Genomic DNA, 21,582 nt, shown 5'->3' with positions numbered 1-21,582 from the left:
CGTGGCTTGCTCAGCGAGTTGCGTTGGAACGAAAATCGCTCAAGGCCGCTTCGCTTTCGGCAATGATCGCAGCAATTCTGATCATTGTCGGAGGAGGTGTCGTCAGAGTGACCGGTTCCGGCCTAGGCTGTCCAGACTGGCCGACCTGCACCGGTGCTTCCATCGCGCCAACGGCAGAAATGGGAATCCACGCGACCATTGAGTTCGTTAATCGGTTGCTCACCTTTGTCCTTTGCGCGACCGTTGGCTGGATCATTATTGCCGCCCGCCTGCAACGCGAAGCAGTTCCCCAGATCACCCGCTGGGCGTGGTTCCAGTTCTGGCTGGTCGTGCTCAATGCGGTGATCGGCGAGGTAACTGTCTGGGTGAAACTGAACCCGTATGTTGTTGCCGCGCACTTCCTCGCCGCTACGTTGCTGCTCACCGCTGCGACAGCGACCTGGGACAAGGTCCAGAATCTGGGAAGGACCGAGCCGCAGTTCAGCACGGAATCGGTTAGGAAACTGGGAAGTGTGCTGGTGGTTCTCAGTGCTGTCCTGGTAATTCTCGGTACCGGTGTGACCGGTTCAGGCCCGCACGCGGGTGATTCGGCCGAGGTCCCGCGAATGGGCTTTGACTGGTTGCTGATCACCGTGGTGCACGCATCGGTGGCTTTCGGGGCCTTGAGCGTTGCCTCGGTGTTGTGGAACCGTGCACGACGAGATCAGATCACTGAGGTGGAGCGCAAAGCCAAGCTCTACGTTTACGTATTTGCCGCACAGGGCCTGATCGGCGTGATCCAGTCGGTGACCAGCCTTCCAGAGTTGCTGGTGGTCGCGCACTTGGTTGGCTCAGCGTTAGTTTGGATCGGCGCTGTGCGTGTGGGCATCGCGACTCATGCGCCGTGCCGTGAAGCTCAAAGCCCAGCCAGATAGCAATGCCTTGAATCAGAAGTCCGGATCCTCGGGAAAATACGACGGGTCCACTTCTGAGATGGGTTTCATCCATAGCTGCGCTACCTCGTGCACCACGCACTGGTGGACCAGATCCAAGAGCTCACCGGTGTTCTCTGCAATCTGCTCAATGGGCAACCGGTAGATGATGATGCGTGCCGGGCGGCGAGCACCAGCAGGTACCGAAGAAGCAAGCGGAACCCGTTCGCCGAGTGCCGAGGCCTGATCCAGCAGTTTGTCACTGGGGACTGGATCAATCAGGAATTCGATCTTTTCGATCTTGCCGGGCCAGCGCTGCGCCAGTCTTTGCGCACTGGCCATCACGGCATCATCGAATCGCTCCGGCCGAGAACGGTACGCAGGAAGATGCATCGGCATCAGCGGCCCCCGCCGTCCCCTCCCATGGCGATTACGCCGCGGGCCGCTGGGACGATCAGGCAACTTGGAGTTCATTAACTCAGCCTAACCCTTGCGACACTGTGCTGATGGTCATCAGCCCGCAAAAGGCACAAGATCCCAAGGAAGTGCGGGCCAGCCGAGTAGAATGGCAGACGTGGAAGGTCTTCGTCTTTGTTCTCGCCCAGCTTGCCGTGAAACGGCTCGTGCAACTCTTACCTACGTATACGCTGATTCAACAGCAGTTCTTGGGCCCTTAGCGACTTACCCGGAGCCGCACTGCTATGACCTGTGTGCCCGTCATGCCAATCGCTTGACCGTTCCCAGCGGATGGAACCTGATCCGCGGTGCCATCCCGGAGGTACTGGAACCAGAAGATGAGTTGAACGCGTTGGTCAATGCCGTCCGCGACCGTGAACCGAAGGTTCGCGAACCTCGCCACGCATCAGAATCGCCGACAGATTCGGTCCGCGCCCGCGATAATCGGACCCAGCGATTCGACTCGCGAGTACGCCTGGCGGTCCTGCCTGCCGGCGACGACGAAACCTAGGCAGTCTTCGTCAACGAATTTTTGAACCTGCAACTGCGCTCCTGCCAGGTCCTTCGCTCCTTTTTGTGTCCTAGCTGAAATCCAATTTTGGTGTGGTAATCCGTCAGAAGACTCGGCTCGCTGGGTATGCTAAAGGCGCATGGGCCGTATGCGGCCTGAAAAGTAACCCCAAAACAGCACACCATCGCGCGAATTGCAGGAGGACTCCTCATGGCTGAGGCGGCGAAGAACCCTACTGGAGGGCAAGGACCTACGGGCCAGCCGGCAGCGGCTGCCACTGGCAATGCGCCGCGCTCACAGGCCAGCCTGAGCCAAAAAGCTGAAGAGCTTGCTGCGCGTTTGGAAGAGCATAAGAACCAGGCCCAGGCCAATGCCGCAGCCGAACGGGAAGCCGCGCGTAAAGAGGCGATCCGCCGAGCGATGTCCGGCAAGACCGAAGCCGAAGCCCCAGCAGCCGCCGCGAGCAAAACGCCTCCAGCTGCTGCCAAGCCTGCTGAAGCCAAACCAGCGGCAGCCGTTGCTAAACCTGCTGCTGTCAAAACCCCGGCCGCTAAAGCGCCGGCCGCCAAGCAACCGGTCAAACCAGCAGCTGCTAAGCCCGCGGCTGCAAAGCCTGCTGCGGCAAAACCAGCTGCAGCCAAGCCAGGAACCGCCAAGCCAGCTGCTGCCGCGAAACCTGCTGCGAAGGCTTCCGCTGCGAAGCCAACGGCTAAAGAGCCTGTAGAAGACGTCATCCGTGCGATCAAGCTACCGCACGAAATTGAAGCTGAGAAGCAAGCCCAAAGCAAAGGCAAGGAAGCTGGCGCCAAGAGCGCTCAACCAGCAGCGAAGGCTGACACCACAAGCACTGCTGAACAAAGCGTTCCGCCGGTGTCTGTGGCACCGAAGACCGGATCGCTGCCAACGACCAAGGCAGCCGTGGCCCAGGCCCGCAATCGTGTGTTCGGCAGCTATGAACCAGAGCCAGAACGTTCCGAAGCTGCGGTAAAGCGCCGGGTCGCACGCGAGCGTGCATTGAATTCCAAGCCGGCCCTGGGCCGTACCGCTCAGGTGATCGTAGCTTTGGTCTTCCCGTTGCTGACCCTGATTGCCGCGATTCGGTTGATTGCTACGCCAGCGTTCTTGGCGCTGTCCTATGGCCGTCCCGGTTTCCCAAGCGACTCCTTTGGCTTCACCGATCCTGAACGCCTGACCTACGGCAGCTACGGGGTGGACTACCTGAACAACTTCGCCGGTCCGGAGTACTTGTCGGGTCTGAAGCTCCCGACCGGTTCGAGCATGTTTACCGACGGGGAAGTCCAGCACATGGTGGACGTCAAGAATCTGATCGGATTCGCCTACATCCTCGGCGTTGTTCTTGCCATCATCTTGGTCATCGGAGTTTGGTACCTTGCCAAGCGGTATGCCGGTGGCGTGCGCCGGGCACTATTCGCCGGGGCAATCCTGACCTTGGCGGGGATAGCTGCGCTCGTGGTCTTAGCCATCATGGGCTGGGACGCCTTCTTCACCCAGTTCCACGCATTGTTCTTCTCAGAAGGCACATGGACCTTCAGCGTCAGCGACACTTTGATCCGGTTGTACCCAGAGCAGTTCTGGCTCGATAGCGCCATCGGTATCGCAGTGCTCGTACTGGCTGCCATCATCGCCGTGCTGATCAGTTGCTGGCCTACTGGCCGCCGTCGCGAAGCTGCCAGGCTACGCCAGGAAGCCCGCGCCTTCGGCATCGGGAACTAGGGCATAACAAAGCACTGGGGAGCAGTTCAATGAACTGCTCCCCAGTGCTTTTGCGTTGAGTACTACTTGCGGTAAAACGCCTCGATGTGATCCTCGAATTGATCAAGAACGCTCTGGCGCTTGAGCTTCAGCGAGTTGGTCAGATGCCCGGAAGCTTCGGTGAATTCATCTTCCAAGACAACGAACTTGCGGATGGACTCGGCCTTGGAAACGGTCAGGTTAGCGGTATCGACGTAGCTTTGGATCTCGGCGATAACAGCCGGGTTGATGGCCGCTTCAGCCAGAGTCATGGTTCCAAGCCCGTTGGCCTTGGCCCACAGCACCAGCTCTTCGGGATCCAAGGCCACGATGGCGGAAATGAATGGCCGCTGTTCGCCAACCAGCACGCACTGGGCGGCAATGCGTCCGGCACGGACCATTTCTTCCAGGGGACCGGGGGAGACGTTCTTCCCGCCTGCGGTGACAATCAGTTCCTTCTTGCGTCCGGTGACCTGCAAGAAGCCCCCGTCATCCAGGACACCGGTGTCACCGGTCTTGAAGTAGCCATCTTGATCGAAGACGGCCGCGGTGGCTTCCGGGTTGTTGTGGTAGCTGGCAAAAACTCCGATGCCCTTGACCAGGATTTCTCCATCTTCAGCGATCTTGATGGAGGTGCCGGGGAGGGGGCGGCCCACGGTGCCCACACGATTGCGTGATGCCTGGTTCACGGTGGCCGGCGCGGTGGTCTCGGTCAGTCCGTAGCCTTCGAGCAAGTCAATGCCTGCACCGCGGAAGAAGTGCGCCAAATCCTGGCTCAAGGCGCTGGCTCCAGAGATCGCGTAAGCGCATTGGCCGCCGAAAACCGAGCGCAGCTTCGGATAGAGCACCTTGTTGAATAAGGCATGGCGAGCACGCAGGCCCAAAGGCATCCGCGCTTTGATCCCGCGCGAACGAGCGTCGCGGATCTTGGACACCTCGATGGCGGTCTGTTCTGCCTTGATGAATAGCTCAGCCTTGCCACCGCGTTCGGCTGTGGCCAAGGCGGTGGTGCGGATCTTTTCAAAGACGCGCGGCACAGCCAGCAGGAAGCCAGGCTTGACCGCTGCCAGATCCTCGACCAGGTTGGCCATGGAGCTGGAATGCGCAATTACCGAACCGCCGTGGATGCAGGTCTGCTGGACGGCACGGGCCAAGACGTGGGCCAGCGGCAAGAACATCAACGTGCGGCGCTCTTCGCCCAGGACTTCGCGCATGTGCTCGGCCAGGTTGTGTGCCACCATGGCGAAGTTCGAGTGGGTCATGTTGCAGCCCTTGGGACGGCCAGTGGTCCCTGAGGTGTAAACCATCGTGGCCACGTCTTCCAGGGCCATGGAAGCGCGACGGGACTCGATGAGCTGCTCATCGACCTGCGAGGCTGGAACCATCAGCTGATGCAGGCCGGCGGAGGGGATCAGCGACTTGTCGGCAGTATCTGAACCTTCAAAGATATGGGTGCGGACCGATTCGCCGAGCTGGGCTGCTGCCTGGCGGACATTCGCGCGCAGCTCATGGTTCTCAGCGAACACCACACGGGCACCGGAATCGCGCAGGATCCATTCGATTTGGAATGCGCTGGAGGTTTCATAGATGGGCACGGTCACGCCGCCGGCGAACCAGATCGCTTCTTCTGCCAGAGCCCACTCATAGCGGGTGCGTGAAATAATCGCGACCTTGTCCCCGGGCTGCAAGCCGTCATTGATCAGCGTCATTGCAAGTCGCTTGACGTCGGTGAGGAAAGCGCCGGCGCTTAGCTCGTGCCAAACACCGTCGCGCTGCACGCTGAACAGCGGGCGCTGCGCACCACGTGCCACGCGGTCAAGGAGCAGGTTCGTCGTGTTGACCTCTGGTGCTAAAGCAGTGAGAAGTTCGACGGTGACTTCTTGCATGGAAGAGTTGTCCTTTGAAAATCGGTGATCAGCTAAGTGGCCTATTTCATGTAAATAGGTGGCTAAGCCGCAGGTGGCCTAGCCCCAGCTAGGCAGCCACACGTGCAAGCGCCAATAGTCATCCGCGATCATTTCTCCACTCCAGATTGGCCAGAAGAAGGCCGACGTGACTAGTAATAACGCCATAAATATGGTCACTATGATGACGCGTGAGCGGTACACGGCACCGGAATGGGGGTCGCGCGGAATGAACCTGCCAATCATATACGTCAACGCGAGCACCATGAACGGAACCAGTGGCAGGGTGTAGAAGAAGAACATCGTGCGTTCTGGGTACATGAGCCATGGCAGGAAGCCTGCAGCTACCGAAGAAAGGATTGCTCCGGCGCGCCAGTCGCGGGCACCAATCCACCACAAGATCAGCAAGAACATGCTGATGGTGCAGGCCCACCACATCAAGGGGTTAGGCAAGTCCGTGATGACCTCGGTGCAACGCTGCAGTTCGCAGCCGTTGACGCCCTTGTCGTAGCCTTCGAAATAGAACAGCACCGGACGCCCGGCAAAGGGCCACGTCCATGGCGAGGACTGCCAACCGTGCTCGGAGTTCAACCCGGTATGGAATTCATATCCGGCTTGGTGATAGTGCCACAAGGAGCGCAGCGGCCCGGGCAGCCAGCTGATGCCTTCGCCTGGATTTTCCTGAGCCCAATTACGGTAGCGTCCGCCCTGGGTGATGAGCCATCCGGTCCAAGTGGACAAGTAGGTCAGCAGGACCAGCGGCATCATGGTGATAAATGAGTACAGGCCGTCACGGGTGAAGGCCGCAGACTGCCATTTGTGGATGCCTGCGTTGCGCCGAGCGGCAAAGTCCCACAGCACCGCCATGAGGCAGAAAACAGCGACAAAGGACAACGCCGACCACTTGATGCCAACCGCTCCACCAAGCATGATGGCTGCAACCAGACGCCACGGGCGCCACCAGAGCATCGGACCGTGGATTAGCAAGAATTCATCGGGGCGGTTGCCTTCAGGAACTGCAAGCTTCCGCGCTAGTGCGGTTCTGCCTTGGGCCCGGTCTTTGAGCAATGCATAGAACGCGGCAATGACGAAGAACATCAAGAAGATGTCCAGCAGTGCCGTGCGTGACATGACGATGGAATGGCCATCGACGGCCATGAGCAGGCCTGCGATCGCGGCAAGGATGTGGGAACCGAAGAGCAAACGCGCGCACAGGGTCACGAGCAGAACCGACAGGGTGCCAAGAAGCGCCGTCGAAAAACGCCAGCCGAAGCCATTGAAATCGCCGAAGAGCAGCATACCCACGCCGATCATCCACTTGCCCAGTGGCGGATGGACCACAAAGGATGACTCGTCCTGCAACTGCGGGTCACCGGCAATGAATTGCTCGTCGCTCTCGTCAGCCCACTCACGCTCATAGCCGCTTTGCAGCATCGCAAAGGCGTCTTTGACGTAATAGGTTTCGTCGAAGATCAGCAAGTGCGGGTGGGCCAAATTGATGAAACGCAGGAGTCCGGCGATAAGGGTGACGAGCAGCGGGATGATCCATATCAGCGGGCCGCGAGGAGCAACCACGGGTAGGAGCCGTTGTTTCAAGCTCTCAAAAGTGAAGGCCTGTCGCGCCGAGCGTACATGGCCGGTGTCCGGAGTGTTCAATACCGAGGTGCCCATCACCAAATCATGCTACCGGTGGATAGTCCAGAAAGTAGGCTTTTCCTGCGTCGCGTAGGCTTAAGAATGTGCAGAACTCAGATAATGAGGGCGTAATCGTCCTGGGCGCCACCCCGATAGGCAATTTGTCCGACGCTTCGCCTCGGTTGCGGGAGATCATGGCCACCGCCGATATCATCGCCGCGGAGGACACCAGAAACTTCCACCACCTGGCTCATGCCTTGGGCATTAAGATCAATGCCAAGGTGATGAGCCTGCATGAGCACAACGAGGCTCATAAGCTCACCGAGGTGCTTGAGCTGGCTACCGAGGGTGCCACGGTTCTGGTGGTTTCCGACGCTGGAATGCCAGCGGTTTCGGATCCCGGATACCCATTGGTGGCTGCTGCCATGAGCGCAGGCATCCGAGTCACTGCAGTACCTGGCCCCTCCGCGGTGCTGACCGCGCTGGCCCTGTCCGGTTTGCCAACTGGCCGTTTCACTTTTGAAGGTTTCTTGCCGCGCAAGACCGGGGAACGCCGGAAGCGTCTTGATTCCTTGCTCAACGAAGATCGCACCATGGTGTTCTTCGAAGCCCCGCACAGGCTCAATGATTTCCTGGACGCCGCGATTGAGGCTTTCGGTCCGGAACGCGAGGCGGCCGTGGCCCGCGAGCTGACCAAGAAATTCGAGGAAGTGCGCCGTGATTCGCTGAGCGGACTGCGTGCGTGGGCTGAAGACGGCGTGCGCGGTGAAATCGTGGTGGTGGTCCACGGTGCGCCAGAAGCCGAGGCCGCTTCCATTGAGGATTTGTTGCCCAAGGTTGCGTCGTTGGTTGATGAAGGCGTGCGGATGAAGCAAGCAGTGGCTGACGTCGCCGAAAAATTCGGAGCCAAGAAACGTGAGCTTTACGAGGCTGTTCTCGCCTCACGTCACGAAGCGGAAAAATAGCCGCGTTCGCATAGGCTAAATGCACAATGAATGCTCGCTTTCATCGTGCAGACGGCAATTTACATTCGTGGCCTGCCGGGAATAGCGTAGACATCAAAGACGATCAGTTTTCATTACTTATTATCAGGAGATGCACGTATGTCGATTACGGCCCAGCGCGAAGCAGAGTTGCTTGCCAAGGTACCAACCGGCCTTTTGATTAATGGCGAATGGCGAGATGCCTCGGATGGCGGCACCTTCGACGTGCTTGATCCGGCGACCGGAGAAAAGCTGCTGACCCTGGCCAGCGCGACCAGCGAAGACGCCATGGCGGCCCTGGATGCCGCTGACGCAGTTCAGGCCGAATGGGCGCTGACCGCACCACGCGAACGCGCCGAGATCCTGCGCCGCGCCTTTGACCTGGTGACCGCGCGCAAAGACGACTTCGCGCTGCTGATGAGCCTTGAAATGGGCAAGCCGCTGGCCGAGGCCTACGGCGAAGTGACCTACGGTGCTGAATTCCTGCGCTGGTTCTCCGAAGAGACCGTGCGCCACTACGGCCGCTACGTCACCACCCCAGAGGGCAAGAACAAGGTGCTGGTGCACCACAAGCCAGTTGGCCCATGCCTGCTGATCACCCCGTGGAACTTCCCACTGGCCATGGCCACCCGCAAGGTCGGCCCGGCCATTGCCGCCGGTTGCACCATGGTGCTCAAGCCTGCCAAGCTGACTCCGCTGACCTCGCAGCTGTTTGCGGCCACCATGATGGAAGCCGGCCTGCCAGCTGGCGTGCTGAACGTGGTCTCCGGTTCTTCGGCTTCGAAGATCTCCGGCCCGCTGATGGCCGATGACCGCCTGCGCAAGGTTTCCTTCACCGGCTCCACCCCAGTGGGCAAGCAGCTCATGAAGGATGCCGCGGACAAGGTTCTGCGTACCTCGATGGAACTGGGCGGCAACGCACCATTCCTCGTGTTCGAGGATGCTGACCTGGATGCAGCTGTTGAAGGCGCCATGGCTGCCAAGATGCGCAACATGGGCGAGGCCTGCACTGCAGCGAATCGCTTCCTGGTCCACGAGGACGTAGCCGAAGAATTCACCGCGAAGTTCGCAGCGGCCATGAAGGCCCTGAAGCCAGGACGCGGTACCGACCCGGATACCACCGTTGGCCCATTGGTCGAGGAAAAGGCCCGCGACGAAGTCCACGCACTGGTCGAGGCCGCTGTCGCAGCCGGCGCAACTGCCGTCACCGGTGGTGCGCCAGTAGACGGACCAGGCTACTTCTACCAGCCAACCGTGCTGGCCAACGTGGCCAACGACGCGACGATCCTGACCCAGGAAATCTTCGGCCCAGTGGCACCGGTGACCACCTTCAAGAACGAGGCCGAAGCCATCAAGCTGGCTAACGCCAGCGAATACGGCCTGGCGTCCTACCTCTACTCGCAGGACTTCAACCGCATGTTCCGCGTTTCGGAGCAGATCGAATTCGGTCTGGTCGGCTTCAACGCTGGCGTCATCTCCAACGCCGCGGCACCATTCGGTGGCGTGAAGCAGTCGGGTCTGGGCCGTGAAGGCGGCGCAGAAGGCCTGGCAGAGTACACCACGGTGCAGTACATCGGCATCGCCGATCCATACGCAGCCAAGAAGTAAATTCTTCAGCTACAGCCAAGGCCCACCCGGAACGTTCCGGGTGGGCCTTGGCTTTTTAAATTCAACTGCTAGGCATTGATTCGCGGACGCTTGTCTGGGCGGGCAGGGCGCACCGAATTAGGGAACAGGAACGCTGAGCAGCGCTGGATGAAGCTCAGTTCGCTGCGCAAGTTTTCTTGAACCGCACGCAAGGCATCAAGCAAGATCGTGCTGTCTTCGGCACCGAGATGCCTGTTGGCGTAGAAGCTCTCTTGAACCACGGTTTTCAACGTCTGCAGTTCATCGGCCACCTGCGGATGATTTTCGCTCAATCGCGTAGTGTAGTCGCCAGCTGACTCGTGATGGCCTGCTGGTTCCCGATAATCCGCGCCAATGGCCTGCAGCTCGGCCAATAGCGCGCGGGCAGCCGAATCCCCGCCCCTGCGCACCCGCTCCAGCCGTTCTTGGCGTTGCCGATGGCGGATCCACGGAGAAACGATCAACGCGAAGCAAGCGGCCACGAGCAGAACCGGAACCAGCCAGGCAACGAGCGAATCTTGAGCTTCATTGCCAACGGCATCAGCCTGGGCCGTTGGCGTGGCACTGGCTGAAGCGCTTGGGACGCTGCGTTCGGTGGGGACCTCGGGCGCAGTACTTTCTTGCGGGGTAGAGGTAGGCGTTGGTTCCGGAGCATAGCTTGGTGAGTAGCCCCGCCCCGGGGTCGGTTCGAAGGAAACCCATCCCATGCCGTTCAGGTACAGTTCCGGCCACGCATGGGACTGCTTTCCACTGACCGAGTAGCCGGTGAGCTCTGTGCCGTCTTCAACGCTCCGGTCCAGCATGCCCCGGGACATGTTGTCGTTGAAGTTGATGCTCTCTCCGGTAGCTTCACCTGGCGCGTAGCCCACTACGATGCGCGAGGGGATGCCTGCCTTGCGCGCAAGCAGCGCCATGGCGGAGGCAAAATGCACACAGTATCCTTGGCGCCGGGACAAGAAGGCTTCGACGACACGGGAATTGGCGCCGTCATAGCCTTCGCGCAGGGGCGTGCGTTCGGAGTAGACGAAGTCGCCGGAACGGAAGAAATGCTGCAGCGCTATGGCGGCATCGATATCATTGGCAGGAATCCCGCCCTGGCCGAAGACTTCGTTCAAAGTTTGCTGCAATAACGGTTCCAGCCCATTATCTGGATCTTGGGGAAGCTTCAGATATTCGGGCAGCTGCGCAGCTGCACTGATTCCCAACTGGCCGATATTGCGGACCATTTCGGTATTGATGAATAAGTCCGCATAGGTCACGGAAATATCGTTGGTGGATGCCCGGGCCTCGGAGGAGAGACCGGCGACGGAAGTCTCATAAGTCCAATTCCAGTCCCCAGCGATGCCCTGCACGAAGTGGGCCCGGTTGGGCAGGGGGAGCACGGAAGTGCTGATTCCACCGGGCCAGTTCATTTGAAGCAGTTCATTGGTGCTGTTGAGCTCGTTGAAATTCTTCGGAACTGCTGTGGTGCCTTTAAGCGTGGATGTCAGCATGTCTTCGCTTGGTTCCCAGCGGTCAGCGGAGAGGTCCTTGATGACCTGGGTGCGCAGATACGGTGCCTTTTCTGCGGTCGTGTAGTAGGTCAAAATAGGCACGCCGCTGTTTGAACGCAGGTCTCGCCCCAGATTGATCAACGGGTCGACATTGCTTGCCAGCAAGTCTCCCGACGGCCGTTGCCCTTCGGCGAACATGCCATTGCGGAACCCGGGCATCCAGAAGCTGGCGGCCAAGAGGACACTGATGCAAGCCATGGCGGTTATACCTAGAATTCCCAACGTCCTGGGCTTGGGCAGGGGCACTCTGGCATGCTTGGCGGATACCGGGGCGAAGAGATAGGGAATGAGAGCGATATACCCGAGCATGCCCAGCAAAATCAGCGCCAGATAACCAATTCCGGCTCCTTCTTGCTTGAACAGCGAGGCGATAATCGGTGCCAGCGTTATGGGAATGATGCTCAGCATGGCCAGCCGGCGCGAACCGGCCAGCAGCTCGACGGCCAGGCTGATGGCCAGCGTGAAGCACAGGACGCCGAAGGCTACGGGCAGGGAAGCGGCCACAGGCGGAACTTGAGTGGCCAGCTGCATGCCAGCTTCGCTCAACATCGCCCAGACCCACTGGGTAAATGGCAAGTTCCCCAGGTTCAGTGTGCGGGCTTCGCTGAATGCGACGGCAAGCAGTGCCACGATCGCCGCAGCGGGAAAAGCAGCCCAGCGCAAGCGGGGGATTGCGCGCAACACAGCGGCCGATAAGTGCAAGGCAAGAATCGGGACGACCAGGGCCGGGAACCAACGAGCACCTTCGACAACGCCGCTCAGCGAGGCCGAGCCGGCCAGCACTGCGACAGCAAGGCAGCACGCGGCGGCAATCGGAACGAGCAACCACCGCAGTGCCCGCTTGTACCCTGGCTCCGGAGTGGGAGCTGGAGGGTTTGCAATTTGCGCGAGGCGCGCGGCAAGGTCAGCGCTCATCGTTCCACATCGAATCTATGGACATGTTGCCGGGAAGGATGTGTATTTTCCATCCGGTGCGTGCCAATTCCTGGTGCACGCGCAGATAACGTTCTGGGTTGCTAACCAATAGGAACAGCTCACCGTGGCGCACGGTGCGGGCGAGGGTAGCCAGCCATGCTGCCTGAGCCGTGTCGAGTTCACCGAGGATCATGATGACAGGTTCGTCGCGGTAGCCCAGCAATTCCTTGTGCAAGGAACTGCCGAAGATTTCTGCTCCATTGGCGGGCATTGCATCATTGGCCAAGGCCAATTCCGACGTTGCAGCATGGAAGTCTTCAAAAGAATCCAGTGCGCCCAGCTCGGAGATGCTCTGCTGGTCGCGTTCAGCCAAGGGCATTCCGTCCAGATTGCGGAAGGCGAGCTGGTAGCCGCTGTTGGCGTAGCGCAGGCCAATGCTGCTGGCCAATGACAATGCGTTCTCGAAGCGGCGGCTGCTGGTCAGCGCTTCTGCGCGAGCCTGCGGCAAGGAGAGCTTCAGATCCGATCCGCTGTGGATCCAGCGGTCCAAGGAAGTATCCAGAACCAGAAGGGCTTGGGCTGTGGCGACGTGGTTTTCTTGGCGAACCATGAGCTTGCCGTGGCGGGCGCTGGCTTTCCAATGGACCTGGCGGATGGAGTCTCCTTGCTGGTAGTCGCGGGTGGAGACATCGTAGTAATCGGCGGTGGTGCTCCGGGAGAATCTGGCATCGCCGGTCAGCGTGAGTTCGCCCAGCGAGGCCAGCCGATCCAGGGCATGCAGTTGCGAACGTACAGGAACTTCCAAATCGTCCCCGGTGCGCACCATTCCCCGGATAAGTCCCAGCGGGTCGCCGACTATTTGCTGGGCAGGCCCCAATAGATGGATTCCGCGCGTGCGGAACACCAACTCGTATTCAACGGATCCAGGAGCTTGGAAGCGCGGGCCGGGGCCAAAATCTTCTGGCAGTTGCTCTTGGATGGTTGCTGGTTCGGCACAGGTTAAACGGAACCTGCTGACCTCGCCAACGCTGGGAACCACAGAGAGCAGTTCGCGGTGCAAATTCGTTCGTCCACGCAGGTTGAAGGCCAAGGCCCAGCTGGCCAACGCCAACGTCAGCAGCGCCAGGCCCAGCGCCATCATTTCGTGCCGTCCCAACAGGTAGGACACGAATACCAGCAGTCCGCCAGCCGCTGCCGTGCACCAGCCACGCACAGTGAACAGGTCAAGATGCCACCGCCGCAGGGCCGGCGGTGTTGTCTCGGTCCGCGTCCACGACAGGGCATCGCGCGAATCGTAGCGGGGAATCTTTTCCATGGCTGTTGTGCTAGTTCACGGGGGTGCTGGCAACCAGCTCTTGAATCACAGCACTGGTATCCATACCGTCGGCAACCGCTCTTCGGGTCAGAATCAGGCGGTGGTTGAGCACCATTTGGGCTACGCTGCGAACGTCTTCGGGCAATACGTGGTCGCGTCCTTGGATTGCGGCACGGGCCTTGGCGGCGCGGACCCACTGGATCAGAGCGCGCGGGGAGGCGCCCAAGGCTACTTGCGGATGCTCGCGGGTGGCCCGGCCCAGATCCACGACGTAGGAGCCCAAGTGTTCGGTGACAATGACCGTTTTGACCTGCTCAATCATGTGCCGTAGCTCCGCTAGCTCCACCACGGCCCGCAGTGCTTCCAAGGGGTCGAATTGGTGCCGGCCGGCAAGCATCGAGATTTCCGCGTCGCGTTGCGGATACCCCAGCGACAGCCGTGCCATGAATCGGTCACGTTGGGCTTCAGGCAAAGCGAAAGTGCCTTCAGAATCAACGGGATTCTGGGTTGCCACCACCATGAAGGGCTGCTCTAGCCGGTGGGTGATTGAATCTACGGTGACTTGTTGTTCTTCCATGCATTCAAGCAGTGCCGACTGCGTTTTAGCGTTTGCCCGGTTGATCTCATCGGCAATGACAATATTGGCGAAGATCGGCCCCGGGTGGAAGGTGAATTCGTGTGTCTGCGGGGAGTACACCGAAACGCCGGTGACATCGCTGGGCAGAAGATCCGGGGTGAACTGAATGCGATGAACTGAACCATTGACACTGCGCGCCATTGATTTGGCCAGCATGGTCTTGCCGACTCCTGGGACGTCTTCGATCAAGAGATGGCCCTGTGCCAGCAATACGGTCAATGCGCTGGTTACGGCCTCTGGCTTGCCAGTGATGACGCTTTGGACCGCATCGAATATCCGCTGGCAATTCGACTGGAATGCTGAATCGAGCGACGGCACTGTTTGGTTCGCACTCATGCGCGGCTCCTTCTGAAGAATGAATCACCTGCGAGATCATTCGCAGTTACTGCATTCGATTGCGTCTTGCATCACATCATATGGGGTTCTTTTATCCAGCAACAGACTCTTATTGCCGGGGAGTGAGCGCAGGATTATTGCCAATGCACGAGGTGGTGCCACAATTAACCGCAGGGTTGACCTCAGTACTGATGCGCAAAGGATTACCGTGTCCAAGAAGAAACATACCGATCTCACGCTGGTTCCAGCAGCTTACCGCCCTGTGGACGAAGCGCCGCAGGCTCAGCAGGGGGAGCGGGCGCGCGCTGCAGACAGCGAAAAAGGTGGAAGCAAGCGCAATTTGCACTACCCGGAAGCGCCCGAGGCGCTGCCAGTTCCCGTGGTCGATAACCACACGCACTTGGACTTCCTTGACGGAACCGTGAAGGTATCGGCCTCCGAGGCGCTAGCTGCGGCAGCTGCCGTCGGTGTTAAAGGGCTGATCCAAGTTGGCTGCGATGTGCAGTCATCTGAATATGCTGTTCAGGTCGCCAACGAGCATGCGAATATTCTGGCAGCCGTAGCCATTCATCCCAACGATGCGGCCCGCCTTGCTGAGCGTGCGCAGCTGGACCAGGCGATCGGGCGGATCGAAAAGCTGGCCTCGGATCCGCGGGTGCGTGCCATCGGGGAGACGGGGTTGGACTACTACCGGACCGGTGAAGAGGGGCGTGGGGCGCAGGAGCATTCCTTCCGCGAGCACTTGCGCATAGCCGTAGAACAAGGCAAGGCCCTGCAAATCCATGATCGCGATGCCCATGACGACGTCGTTCGGGTGCTGCAGGATGCGCAGTTGCCGAAGAAAGTGGTCTTCCACTGCTTCTCAGGCGATGCGCAGCTGGCACGCATCTGCAACGACAATGGCTGGTACATGTCGTTCTCGGGAACGGTGACGTTCAAGAATTCCCATGATCTTCGCGAAGCTCTGGAACTGGCTGATCCGAAATTGCTTTTGGTGGAAACCGATGCCCCGTTCTTGACGCCGCACCCATTCCGCGGACGCCCTAACGCGAGCTACATGATTCCCTACACCACTAGGTTCTTGGCGGAAACCAAGGGGATTGAACTGGCCGAATTCTGCACCCAGATTGATGCCAATACCCGCGAAGTGTACGGAGAATTCTAGACCGGGACGGTGTGGGTCTCGTTACAGGACACTTGCAAGAATTATAACAATTCGGTTACGGTGGATGAGATGTCCGAAGATGTTCCTGCCAGAAAATGGCATGGTGCGTCCAAGGCAGCCTGATCCTCTCGCCTCGATGCAAACGGAAACACGGCGCAATTTTGATTGAAGAACAGGCAGCGAAAGCTGCCGGGCTCAACCAATGAACCGGAAAGACCATCCGGCGTCGGGCCTACAAACGATGGGGATCTTACTACCGTGACTCACTTGCTCAAGAAAACATGGGTGAAATACCTGGCTCAGGCGCTCGCCGTAGCCGTGGTTATCGCCGGTGCAGTTTTCTACATCTCCGGCCAGAAGTCGGTCGTCGTTTCCGTTGACGGGCAGCGCGAAGAAATCACCACCCGTGCAGCTACCGTTGGCGCACTGCTCGAACAGCAGGACATCAACTTGGCCAAGCGCGACGAGATCTCCGCCGCACTGGATTCCGATCTTGCCGATGAGCAGCTGGTGGATATCAAGCGCAACAAGTCCATCGACGTAACCGTCGATGGCACCGAGCGCGTCGTGCACACCACCGGCATGACCGTTGCCGACGTTGTTGCACAGCTCGATATTGACAAGGATTCCGAGATTTCCCTCGATGGAGACATGGAGCTTGCTGCCTTGAGCGACGAACTGGAAGTCATCACTCCCAAGGACATGACCCTGATTGTCAAGGACAAGAAGAAAAAGATCGCATCGACCGCATTGACCGTCAAGGAACTGCTCGCAGAGCAGAAGATCGAAGTCGACGGCAACGATGAAATCAACGTAAAGATCAAGGGTGAAACCGATAAGAACGCCAAGGACAGCGTCAAGCTGGCTGCCGACGCGACCGTCGAGGTCATCGACGTAACCGTCAAGACCTGGGATGAAACCCGCGACATCGACTTCGAGACCAAGAAGGTCAAGGACAGCTCGATGGACAAGGGCGAGACCAAGGTCAAGACCGAAGGCGAAAAGGGCGAGCGTGAGCTCACCCTGCGCCAGGAATCCCGCAATGGCAAGAAGGGCGAGGAAGAAGTCCTCAAGTCCAAGATCACCAAGAAACCGGTTGCTGAAGTCATCAAGGTTGGTACCAAGGAAGAAGAGAAGGAAACTACTTCCAAGAAGACTCCAACCCCGAGCAACATTTCCTCAACCTGGGCTGCACTGGCTAAGTGCGAGTCCGGTGGCAATTGGTCGATCAACACCGGCAACGGCTACTACGGCGGCCTGCAGTTCTCCGCATCTTCGTGGCGCGCAGCAGGTGGCACCCAGTACGCACCGCTGCCGCACCAGGCAAGCCCTGCAGAGCAGATTGCGACCGCTGAAAAGCTGCGTGCCAACGGCGGATGGGGCCACTGGCCACACTGCTCAGCCAAGCTGGGTCTGCGCTAAACACAAAAGCTGAATAACAACGCGACGCGTCCACCATCACGGTGGATGCGTCGCGTTGTTATGTTTGGATCAATCTGGCTGAACTAGAATTGGATTTGTGATGTCTAAGGAATCTTTGCCGCTGCTTGGGGCCACCGAAATCCGTCGTCTGGCTGAAGAGCTGGGAATCCGTCCTACCAAGACGCTGGGGCAGAACTTTGTGATCGATGGGAACACCATCCGCCGCATCGTCGCCGCCGCCAAAGTCGACCCATCTGAAACGGTGCTGGAGGTGGGCCCGGGACTAGGATCCCTGACCTTGGGCATCATGGATGCCGCCGCCAAAGTCGTGGCCGTGGAAATCGACCCGCCGCTGGCCAAACGCCTTCCGCAGACCATGGCCGAGTTCCGCCCTGGCCGTGAAGATGACCTGACAGTGATCCTTTCCGATGCCATGAAGGTCACCGAACTTCCCGGAGAGCCGACCTCTTTGGTTGCAAACCTTCCATATAACGTAGCTGTGCCCGTCGTGCTGCACCTGCTGGAGCACTTCCCATCCATCCGCAATGGCCTGGTCATGGTGCAGGATGAAGTGGCCGACCGGATGGCAGCCACCCCGGGCAATAAGATCTACGGTGTCCCATCGGTCAAGGGCGCCTGGTACGGAACCATGCGCAAAGCCGGCGTCATCGGCATGAACGTCTTCTGGCCCGCTCCAAAGATCCATTCCGGCCTGGTGGGATTCACCCGCGACAAGGATCGCAGCGATGCCCCGGATCGCAGGGAAGTCTTTGCCATTATCGACGCGGCCTTCGCACAGCGTCGCAAGACCCTGCGCGCGGCCCTCTCCGGCTGGGCCGGTTCCGGTGCTCGTGCTGAGCGGATCCTGGTTGCCGCCGGCATCGATCCGAAGGAACGCGGAGAGAAGCTGGATATCGAGCAGTACATTGACATTGCCCGAGCTGCACAGGCTGTTCCGGCGCAAGCCCCGTCGAGCGAGGCATAAGCATGTCCAAGCAGCATGTCATTGCCACCGCACCGGGCAAGATCAACTGCTATTTCAAGGTAGGCCCTCCGCGTGAGGATGGCTACCATGAAGTCGCCAGCCTCTACGTGGCGGTTTCCCTGACCGAACAGATCGAGGCGACCCTGCGCACCGATGGGGAACTGCTGCTGAGCTTGGAGCCTGATTCTCCGGTGGTCTCGGAACCGGAGAACTTTCCGCTGGGGTCCAATAACCTGGTGCATCAAGCAGCAGAACTGCTGCGGGAGCATACCGGCTGTACTCTCGGAGCGGACCTGCACATCACCAAGCGGGTGCCGATTGCCGGTGGCATGGGCGGCGGCTCCGCTGATGCAGCAGCCACCCTGGTGGCGTGCAATGAGCTGTGGGGAACCGGGCTGGACCGCGAGGAACTGGGCCGCTTGGGCGCACGCCTAGGGGCTGACGTACCCTTTGCCTTGATGGGTGGAGCGGCCATCGGCCTGGGCATCGGGGACAAACTGGCCCCGCTGCTGACCCGGGCAAAGACCCATTGGGTGCTGATCCCAGCCAGCTACGGCCTGTCGACTCCGCGAGTCTACGGCATGCTTGATCGCCTGCGTTCAGGCACCGAAGTTGAAGTCCCCCAAGAAATCGACCCAGCGGTTATCGAAGCGCTGATGGCTTCGGATGCACCAGCGTTATCCCAGGTGCTCGCCAACGACCTGACCCAGGCTTCCTTGGCATTGGCTCCAGAACTGGGCACCATGCGCGATATGGCGGAAGGTGCCGGCGCCCTGCGTGCCATGGTTTCCGGCTCAGGGCCAACTCTGGCGCTGCTGGTCAAGGATGGAGAACATGCCCAAGAGGTCATGGCCCAGCTCGGTGACGAGGTAGGCGTTGCCACCATCCCGGTCACTGCTCCAGCTGCCGGTGCGCACATCATCTTGTCTGAATGACATGTCTGGAAATCCCTGCCTGCATCGATGCAGGCAGGGATTTCTTTTGCTGATTTGCCCCTGGGGTCTTGTTGCGCCTCCAGCCTGGCCCTAGGCTGAATCCCAAGACACTTATTGAGTGCCATTCATTTTTGATTCTGGGGCGGAACACAACATGCTCAACGGACGAGTCTCGCACTGGTGGGAAGAAATCGGACTGCCAGCGCCACGCGAGCAGTTGCGCGGCAATAGCACCGCTGATGTCGCGATCGTCGGTGCAGGATTCACCGGATTGTGGACCGCTTACTATTTGGCCAAGGCCAATCCGAAGCTGGATATCACCATCCTCGAAGCCCGGCACGTGGGCTATGGCGCCTCGGGGCGCAACGGGGGATGGCTTACCAATACCATCACCGCTGGCCGCGACCGCTACCTGGCTTCCCATGGCCGGCAAGCGGTCAACGACTTCCAGCTGGCTATGAACCAGACCGTGGCCGAGGTCATTGCCGTTTGTTCAGCCGAAGGCATCGATGCGGACCTGAAGCAAGGCGGGGAACTGGAAGTTGCCTACACTGCTGCCCAGGAGCAACGCCTGCGGGACGATGCGATGACCGACGCGCGATGGGAGCATTCGGATACCGTCCTGCTGGAAGCCGGTGCAACGCAGGCAAAGATCAATGTCGCCAATGCCCGGGCTGGGCTGTTCCATCCGCATGCAGCCAGGATCCACCCGGCCAAACTGGTGCGCGGACTGGCCGAAGTCGTGGAACGGCTCGGAGTGAAAATCCATGAGGACACGCGCGCTACCGCACTGCAGCCGCACCACGTCGACTTCGAAGCCGGTACCCTCAAGGCCCAGTACGTCATCCGGGCCACCGAAGGATTCACCGCCGGATTGGCCGGGCACAAGCGCTTGTGGCTGCCGATGAATTCGTCCTTGATCGCTACCGAACCACTGCCGTCATCCATTTGGGATGAACTGAACTGGAAGCATGGCGAGGTGCTGGGGGACTACGCCCATGTTTACATGTATGCGCAGCATACTGCCGATGATCGGATTGCCATTGGCGGACGGGGCGTGCCGTACAAGTATGGTTCGCGCACGGATACCGATGGCGTGACGCCGCAAAAAACGATGCAGGGGCTGCAAGAAATATTGCACCGGATGTTCCCGCAAACCCGGGGAGCAAGGATCGAGCATGCATGGTCCGGGGTCCTTGGCGTGCCACGGGACTGGGCGGCTACCGTCGGGCTGGATCCGGACACCGGCCTGGGCTGGGCCGGAGGGTATGTCGGAACCGGGGTTGGCGCGGCGAACCTGGCCGGACGCACCCTGCGCGACTTGATCCTCGGGGCCGAGACTGAATTGACCAATTTGCCATGGGTAAACCACCGGGTGCGCAAATGGGAGCCCGAACCCTTGCGCTGGCTGGCAACCAAAGGACTCTATGCCGCCTACGGCGCTGCCGACCGAAGCGAGCTCAAGGGCAGGACAAGCACCTCTGCACTAGCGGTGCTTGCCGATAGGATCACCGGAAAACCTTGAAGGGTTCCAGCGGCGGGCATAGACTGTGGCCATGGGACGGAAAACGCGTGGATTCTATCTATGGGCTGCAGCACTAGTTCTTATTATTTCTGGTGTCTTGATGATCACGCTGATGCAGGTCGGAATTCTGGGATGGTTGCTGCAAGGCGCGGGGATCATTCTCTCGGCTTTCGCCATCGGCGCCCGCAGCAGGCCCCAGACTCATGCCTGAGGGAGGCAAAATGCTCCTGAACGACGGCAAGTTATCGGTACAGGGCCGGAACTACCTCGTGCGCGAAGCGCGAATAGAGGATCTTGAACAGGTCATTGCCTTGATGGAACAGGATGAAATACGCCGTGCAGAGCATTCTGGGGCAGCCGGCGGGCCGGAACACTATCTGGAGGCATTCGGTGAAATTGATGCTGACCCCGCGCATGCGCTGATTGTGCTGGAAGGCGAGGGCGGAAAAATTGTTGGCACGATGCAGCTGACAACCTTGCCGAGTCTTGCGCGCCGAGCGGCGAAACGGATGCAGATCGAGGCAGTTCGAGTGGCCAGCGAGTCGCGCCGAAGCGGACTGGGCACGCAAATGATCCGCTGGGCTATCTGCGAAGCGGAACACAAGGGCATTTCACTCATCCAGCTGACAAGCGATGCGCAGCGTCAGGAAGCGCACCGCTTCGACCAGAGGTTGGGATTCATCCCGTCGCATGTGGGCTTCAAAATGCGCCTTGCTAGACGCCCGTTACCTCGTAGCTGCGCTGTAATCCGGAAGTCCTGCGGCCCCACGTGCTTGCCGTGGCCCGCTGCTGGTGGGCTTCAAACGCAGCGCCGTCTGCAAATTCCTCGTTCACCAGCCAAACCCAGGGATCCTGTGATTGCGTGACTGTGAAAGAAAAACAGCCGGGTTCAGCCTTGGTCAGCCGAATATGCTCCGGCAGTAATTTCTTCACCAGCTCGACTTCGGCCGCATCCTTGCACAGCAGCTTCCCCTCCAAAATCACGGTTCCCATGCTGGAAAGTCTGCCATGATCCC

18 protein-coding genes and 1 pseudogene are annotated in these 21,582 nt (G+C 59.6%); 12 read left to right on the top strand and 7 right to left on the bottom strand.

What is annotated here, in order from left to right; translation table 11 throughout:
* Positions 1–23 precede the first annotated feature (23 nt).
* Positions 24–914 (top strand): COX15/CtaA family protein, encoded by an 891-nt coding sequence (locus tag AB4Y71_RS07070; RefSeq protein ID WP_441719086.1) that lies wholly within the window; start codon positions 24–26, stop codon positions 912–914.
* Positions 915–926: 12 nt separating this feature from the next.
* On the opposite strand, the gene AB4Y71_RS07065 is transcribed toward AB4Y71_RS07070, so the two are convergent.
* A complete protein-coding gene (locus tag AB4Y71_RS07065; protein ID WP_134780778.1) occupies positions 927–1,385 on the bottom strand; it encodes a metallopeptidase family protein in 459 nt (152 codons plus the stop codon).
* Positions 1,386–1,476: 91 nt separating this feature from the next.
* Here AB4Y71_RS07065 and AB4Y71_RS07060 point away from each other — a divergent pair, with 91 nt between their 5' ends.
* Positions 1,477–1,878: a DUF3499 domain-containing protein gene (locus AB4Y71_RS07060; protein ID WP_081461091.1), complete on the top strand. Its 402-nt coding sequence runs from the start codon at positions 1,477–1,479 to the stop codon at positions 1,876–1,878.
* A gap of 210 nt (positions 1,879–2,088) precedes the next feature.
* Positions 2,089–3,612, top strand: coding sequence for a TIGR01906 family membrane protein (locus AB4Y71_RS07055; protein ID WP_441719082.1), 1,524 nt, complete (start codon positions 2,089–2,091; stop codon positions 3,610–3,612).
* Between the two features lie 62 nt (positions 3,613–3,674).
* Here AB4Y71_RS07055 and AB4Y71_RS07050 read toward each other — a convergent pair whose 3' ends face one another.
* Together AB4Y71_RS07050 and AB4Y71_RS07045 are read right to left on the bottom strand one after the other, a co-directional pair.
* Positions 3,675–5,516, bottom strand: coding sequence for an AMP-dependent synthetase/ligase (locus AB4Y71_RS07050; protein WP_441719079.1), 1,842 nt, complete (start codon positions 5,514–5,516; stop codon positions 3,675–3,677).
* A 78-nt stretch (positions 5,517–5,594) separates the two neighbouring features.
* Positions 5,595–7,205, bottom strand: coding sequence for a dolichyl-phosphate-mannose--protein mannosyltransferase (locus AB4Y71_RS07045; RefSeq protein ID WP_441719076.1), 1,611 nt, complete (start codon positions 7,203–7,205; stop codon positions 5,595–5,597).
* 68 nt (positions 7,206–7,273) lie between these two features.
* Between AB4Y71_RS07045 and rsmI the strand changes: the two genes are divergently transcribed.
* A complete protein-coding gene (rsmI, locus tag AB4Y71_RS07040; RefSeq protein WP_134780783.1) occupies positions 7,274–8,134 on the top strand; it encodes a 16S rRNA (cytidine(1402)-2'-O)-methyltransferase in 861 nt (286 codons plus the stop codon).
* Between the two features lie 138 nt (positions 8,135–8,272).
* On the top strand, positions 8,273–9,760 hold the full coding sequence (locus AB4Y71_RS07035; RefSeq protein ID WP_441719072.1) for an NAD-dependent succinate-semialdehyde dehydrogenase: 1,488 nt from the start codon (positions 8,273–8,275) through the stop codon (positions 9,758–9,760).
* 68 nt (positions 9,761–9,828) lie between these two features.
* On the opposite strand, the gene AB4Y71_RS07030 is transcribed toward AB4Y71_RS07035, so the two are convergent.
* The 3 genes from AB4Y71_RS07030 to AB4Y71_RS07020 are packed head-to-tail and all read right to left on the bottom strand — an operon-like array spanning position 9,829 to position 14,534.
* The gene (locus AB4Y71_RS07030; protein ID WP_441719070.1) at positions 9,829–12,246 is read right to left on the bottom strand and encodes a transglutaminaseTgpA domain-containing protein; all 2,418 of its coding nucleotides are present in this window, start codon (positions 12,244–12,246) and stop codon (positions 9,829–9,831) included.
* A complete protein-coding gene (locus AB4Y71_RS07025; protein ID WP_441719067.1) occupies positions 12,236–13,561 on the bottom strand; it encodes a DUF58 domain-containing protein in 1,326 nt (441 codons plus the stop codon). Before AB4Y71_RS07025 ends, AB4Y71_RS07030 begins: the two co-directional genes overlap by 11 nt.
* A 10-nt stretch (positions 13,562–13,571) precedes the next feature.
* On the bottom strand, positions 13,572–14,534 hold the full coding sequence (locus tag AB4Y71_RS07020) for an AAA family ATPase (RefSeq protein WP_441719065.1): 963 nt from the start codon (positions 14,532–14,534) through the stop codon (positions 13,572–13,574).
* 208 nt (positions 14,535–14,742) lie between these two features.
* On the opposite strand from AB4Y71_RS07020, the gene AB4Y71_RS07015 reads away from it, so the two are divergent.
* From AB4Y71_RS07015 to AB4Y71_RS06985, 7 genes and pseudogenes are all read left to right on the top strand, one after another.
* A complete protein-coding gene (locus AB4Y71_RS07015) occupies positions 14,743–15,699 on the top strand; it encodes a TatD family hydrolase (RefSeq protein WP_441679588.1) in 957 nt (318 codons plus the stop codon).
* Positions 15,700–15,957: 258 nt separating this feature from the next.
* Positions 15,958–17,121: a transglycosylase family protein gene (locus AB4Y71_RS07010; RefSeq protein ID WP_441719062.1), complete on the top strand. Its 1,164-nt coding sequence runs from the start codon at positions 15,958–15,960 to the stop codon at positions 17,119–17,121.
* A 100-nt stretch (positions 17,122–17,221) separates the two neighbouring features.
* Positions 17,222–18,106, top strand: a complete 885-nt coding sequence (gene rsmA, locus AB4Y71_RS07005) for a 16S rRNA (adenine(1518)-N(6)/adenine(1519)-N(6))-dimethyltransferase RsmA (RefSeq protein WP_441719059.1) — start codon at positions 17,222–17,224, stop codon at positions 18,104–18,106.
* 2 nt (positions 18,107–18,108) lie between these two features.
* Positions 18,109–19,041 (top strand): 4-(cytidine 5'-diphospho)-2-C-methyl-D-erythritol kinase, encoded by a 933-nt coding sequence (locus tag AB4Y71_RS07000; RefSeq protein ID WP_102598244.1) that lies wholly within the window; start codon positions 18,109–18,111, stop codon positions 19,039–19,041.
* Positions 19,042–19,195: 154 nt separating this feature from the next.
* Positions 19,196–20,566 carry an NAD(P)/FAD-dependent oxidoreductase gene (locus AB4Y71_RS06995; RefSeq protein WP_441719228.1) on the top strand — a complete coding sequence of 457 codons (1,371 nt, stop codon included), beginning with the start codon at positions 19,196–19,198 and terminating at the stop codon, positions 20,564–20,566.
* 31 nt (positions 20,567–20,597) lie between these two features.
* Positions 20,598–20,777 (top strand): hypothetical protein, encoded by a 180-nt coding sequence (locus tag AB4Y71_RS06990; RefSeq protein WP_013348161.1) that lies wholly within the window; start codon positions 20,598–20,600, stop codon positions 20,775–20,777.
* Positions 20,770–21,237 (top strand): annotated as a pseudogene (locus AB4Y71_RS06985) (GNAT family N-acetyltransferase); the annotation flags it as partial. The gene AB4Y71_RS06990 and the pseudogene AB4Y71_RS06985, both read left to right, overlap by 8 nt.
* A gap of 43 nt (positions 21,238–21,280) precedes the next feature.
* Here AB4Y71_RS06985 and AB4Y71_RS06980 read toward each other — a convergent pair.
* Positions 21,281–21,559 (bottom strand): putative quinol monooxygenase, encoded by a 279-nt coding sequence (locus AB4Y71_RS06980; RefSeq protein ID WP_441719054.1) that lies wholly within the window; start codon positions 21,557–21,559, stop codon positions 21,281–21,283.
* Positions 21,560–21,582 lie beyond the last annotated feature (23 nt).

It is taken from the genome of Glutamicibacter sp. MCAF14 (assembly GCF_052114325.1).
GTDB classification, from domain to species: Bacteria; Actinomycetota; Actinomycetes; order Actinomycetales; family Micrococcaceae; genus Glutamicibacter; species Glutamicibacter arilaitensis.
This window is presented reverse-complemented; position numbering and strand designations above follow the sequence as displayed.

Bases quoted from the DNA above. Each gene is read 5' to 3' on its own strand.
- AB4Y71_RS07065 (WP_134780778.1), bottom strand. From the start codon at position 1,385: ATGAACTCCAAGTTGCCTGATCGTCCCAGCGGCCCGCGGCGTAATCGC.
- AB4Y71_RS07060 (WP_081461091.1), top strand. From the start codon at position 1,477: ATGGCAGACGTGGAAGGTCTTCGTCTTTGTTCTCGCCCAGCTTGCCGT.
- AB4Y71_RS07055 (WP_441719082.1), top strand. From the start codon at position 2,089: ATGGCTGAGGCGGCGAAGAACCCTACTGGAGGGCAAGGACCTACGGGC.
- AB4Y71_RS07050 (WP_441719079.1), bottom strand. From the start codon at position 5,516: ATGCAAGAAGTCACCGTCGAACTTCTCACTGCTTTAGCACCAGAGGTC.
- AB4Y71_RS07045 (WP_441719076.1), bottom strand. From the start codon at position 7,205: ATGGGCACCTCGGTATTGAACACTCCGGACACCGGCCATGTACGCTCG.
- AB4Y71_RS07035 (WP_441719072.1), top strand. From the start codon at position 8,273: ATGTCGATTACGGCCCAGCGCGAAGCAGAGTTGCTTGCCAAGGTACCA.
- AB4Y71_RS07030 (WP_441719070.1), bottom strand. From the start codon at position 12,246: ATGAGCGCTGACCTTGCCGCGCGCCTCGCGCAAATTGCAAACCCTCCA.
- AB4Y71_RS07025 (WP_441719067.1), bottom strand. From the start codon at position 13,561: ATGGAAAAGATTCCCCGCTACGATTCGCGCGATGCCCTGTCGTGGACG.
- AB4Y71_RS07020 (WP_441719065.1), bottom strand. From the start codon at position 14,534: ATGAGTGCGAACCAAACAGTGCCGTCGCTCGATTCAGCATTCCAGTCG.
- rsmA (WP_441719059.1), top strand. From the start codon at position 17,222: ATGTCTAAGGAATCTTTGCCGCTGCTTGGGGCCACCGAAATCCGTCGT.
- AB4Y71_RS07000 (WP_102598244.1), top strand. From the start codon at position 18,109: ATGTCCAAGCAGCATGTCATTGCCACCGCACCGGGCAAGATCAACTGC.
- AB4Y71_RS06995 (WP_441719228.1), top strand. From the start codon at position 19,196: ATGCTCAACGGACGAGTCTCGCACTGGTGGGAAGAAATCGGACTGCCA.
- AB4Y71_RS06990 (WP_013348161.1), top strand. From the start codon at position 20,598: ATGGGACGGAAAACGCGTGGATTCTATCTATGGGCTGCAGCACTAGTT.
- AB4Y71_RS06980 (WP_441719054.1), bottom strand. From the start codon at position 21,559: ATGGGAACCGTGATTTTGGAGGGGAAGCTGCTGTGCAAGGATGCGGCC.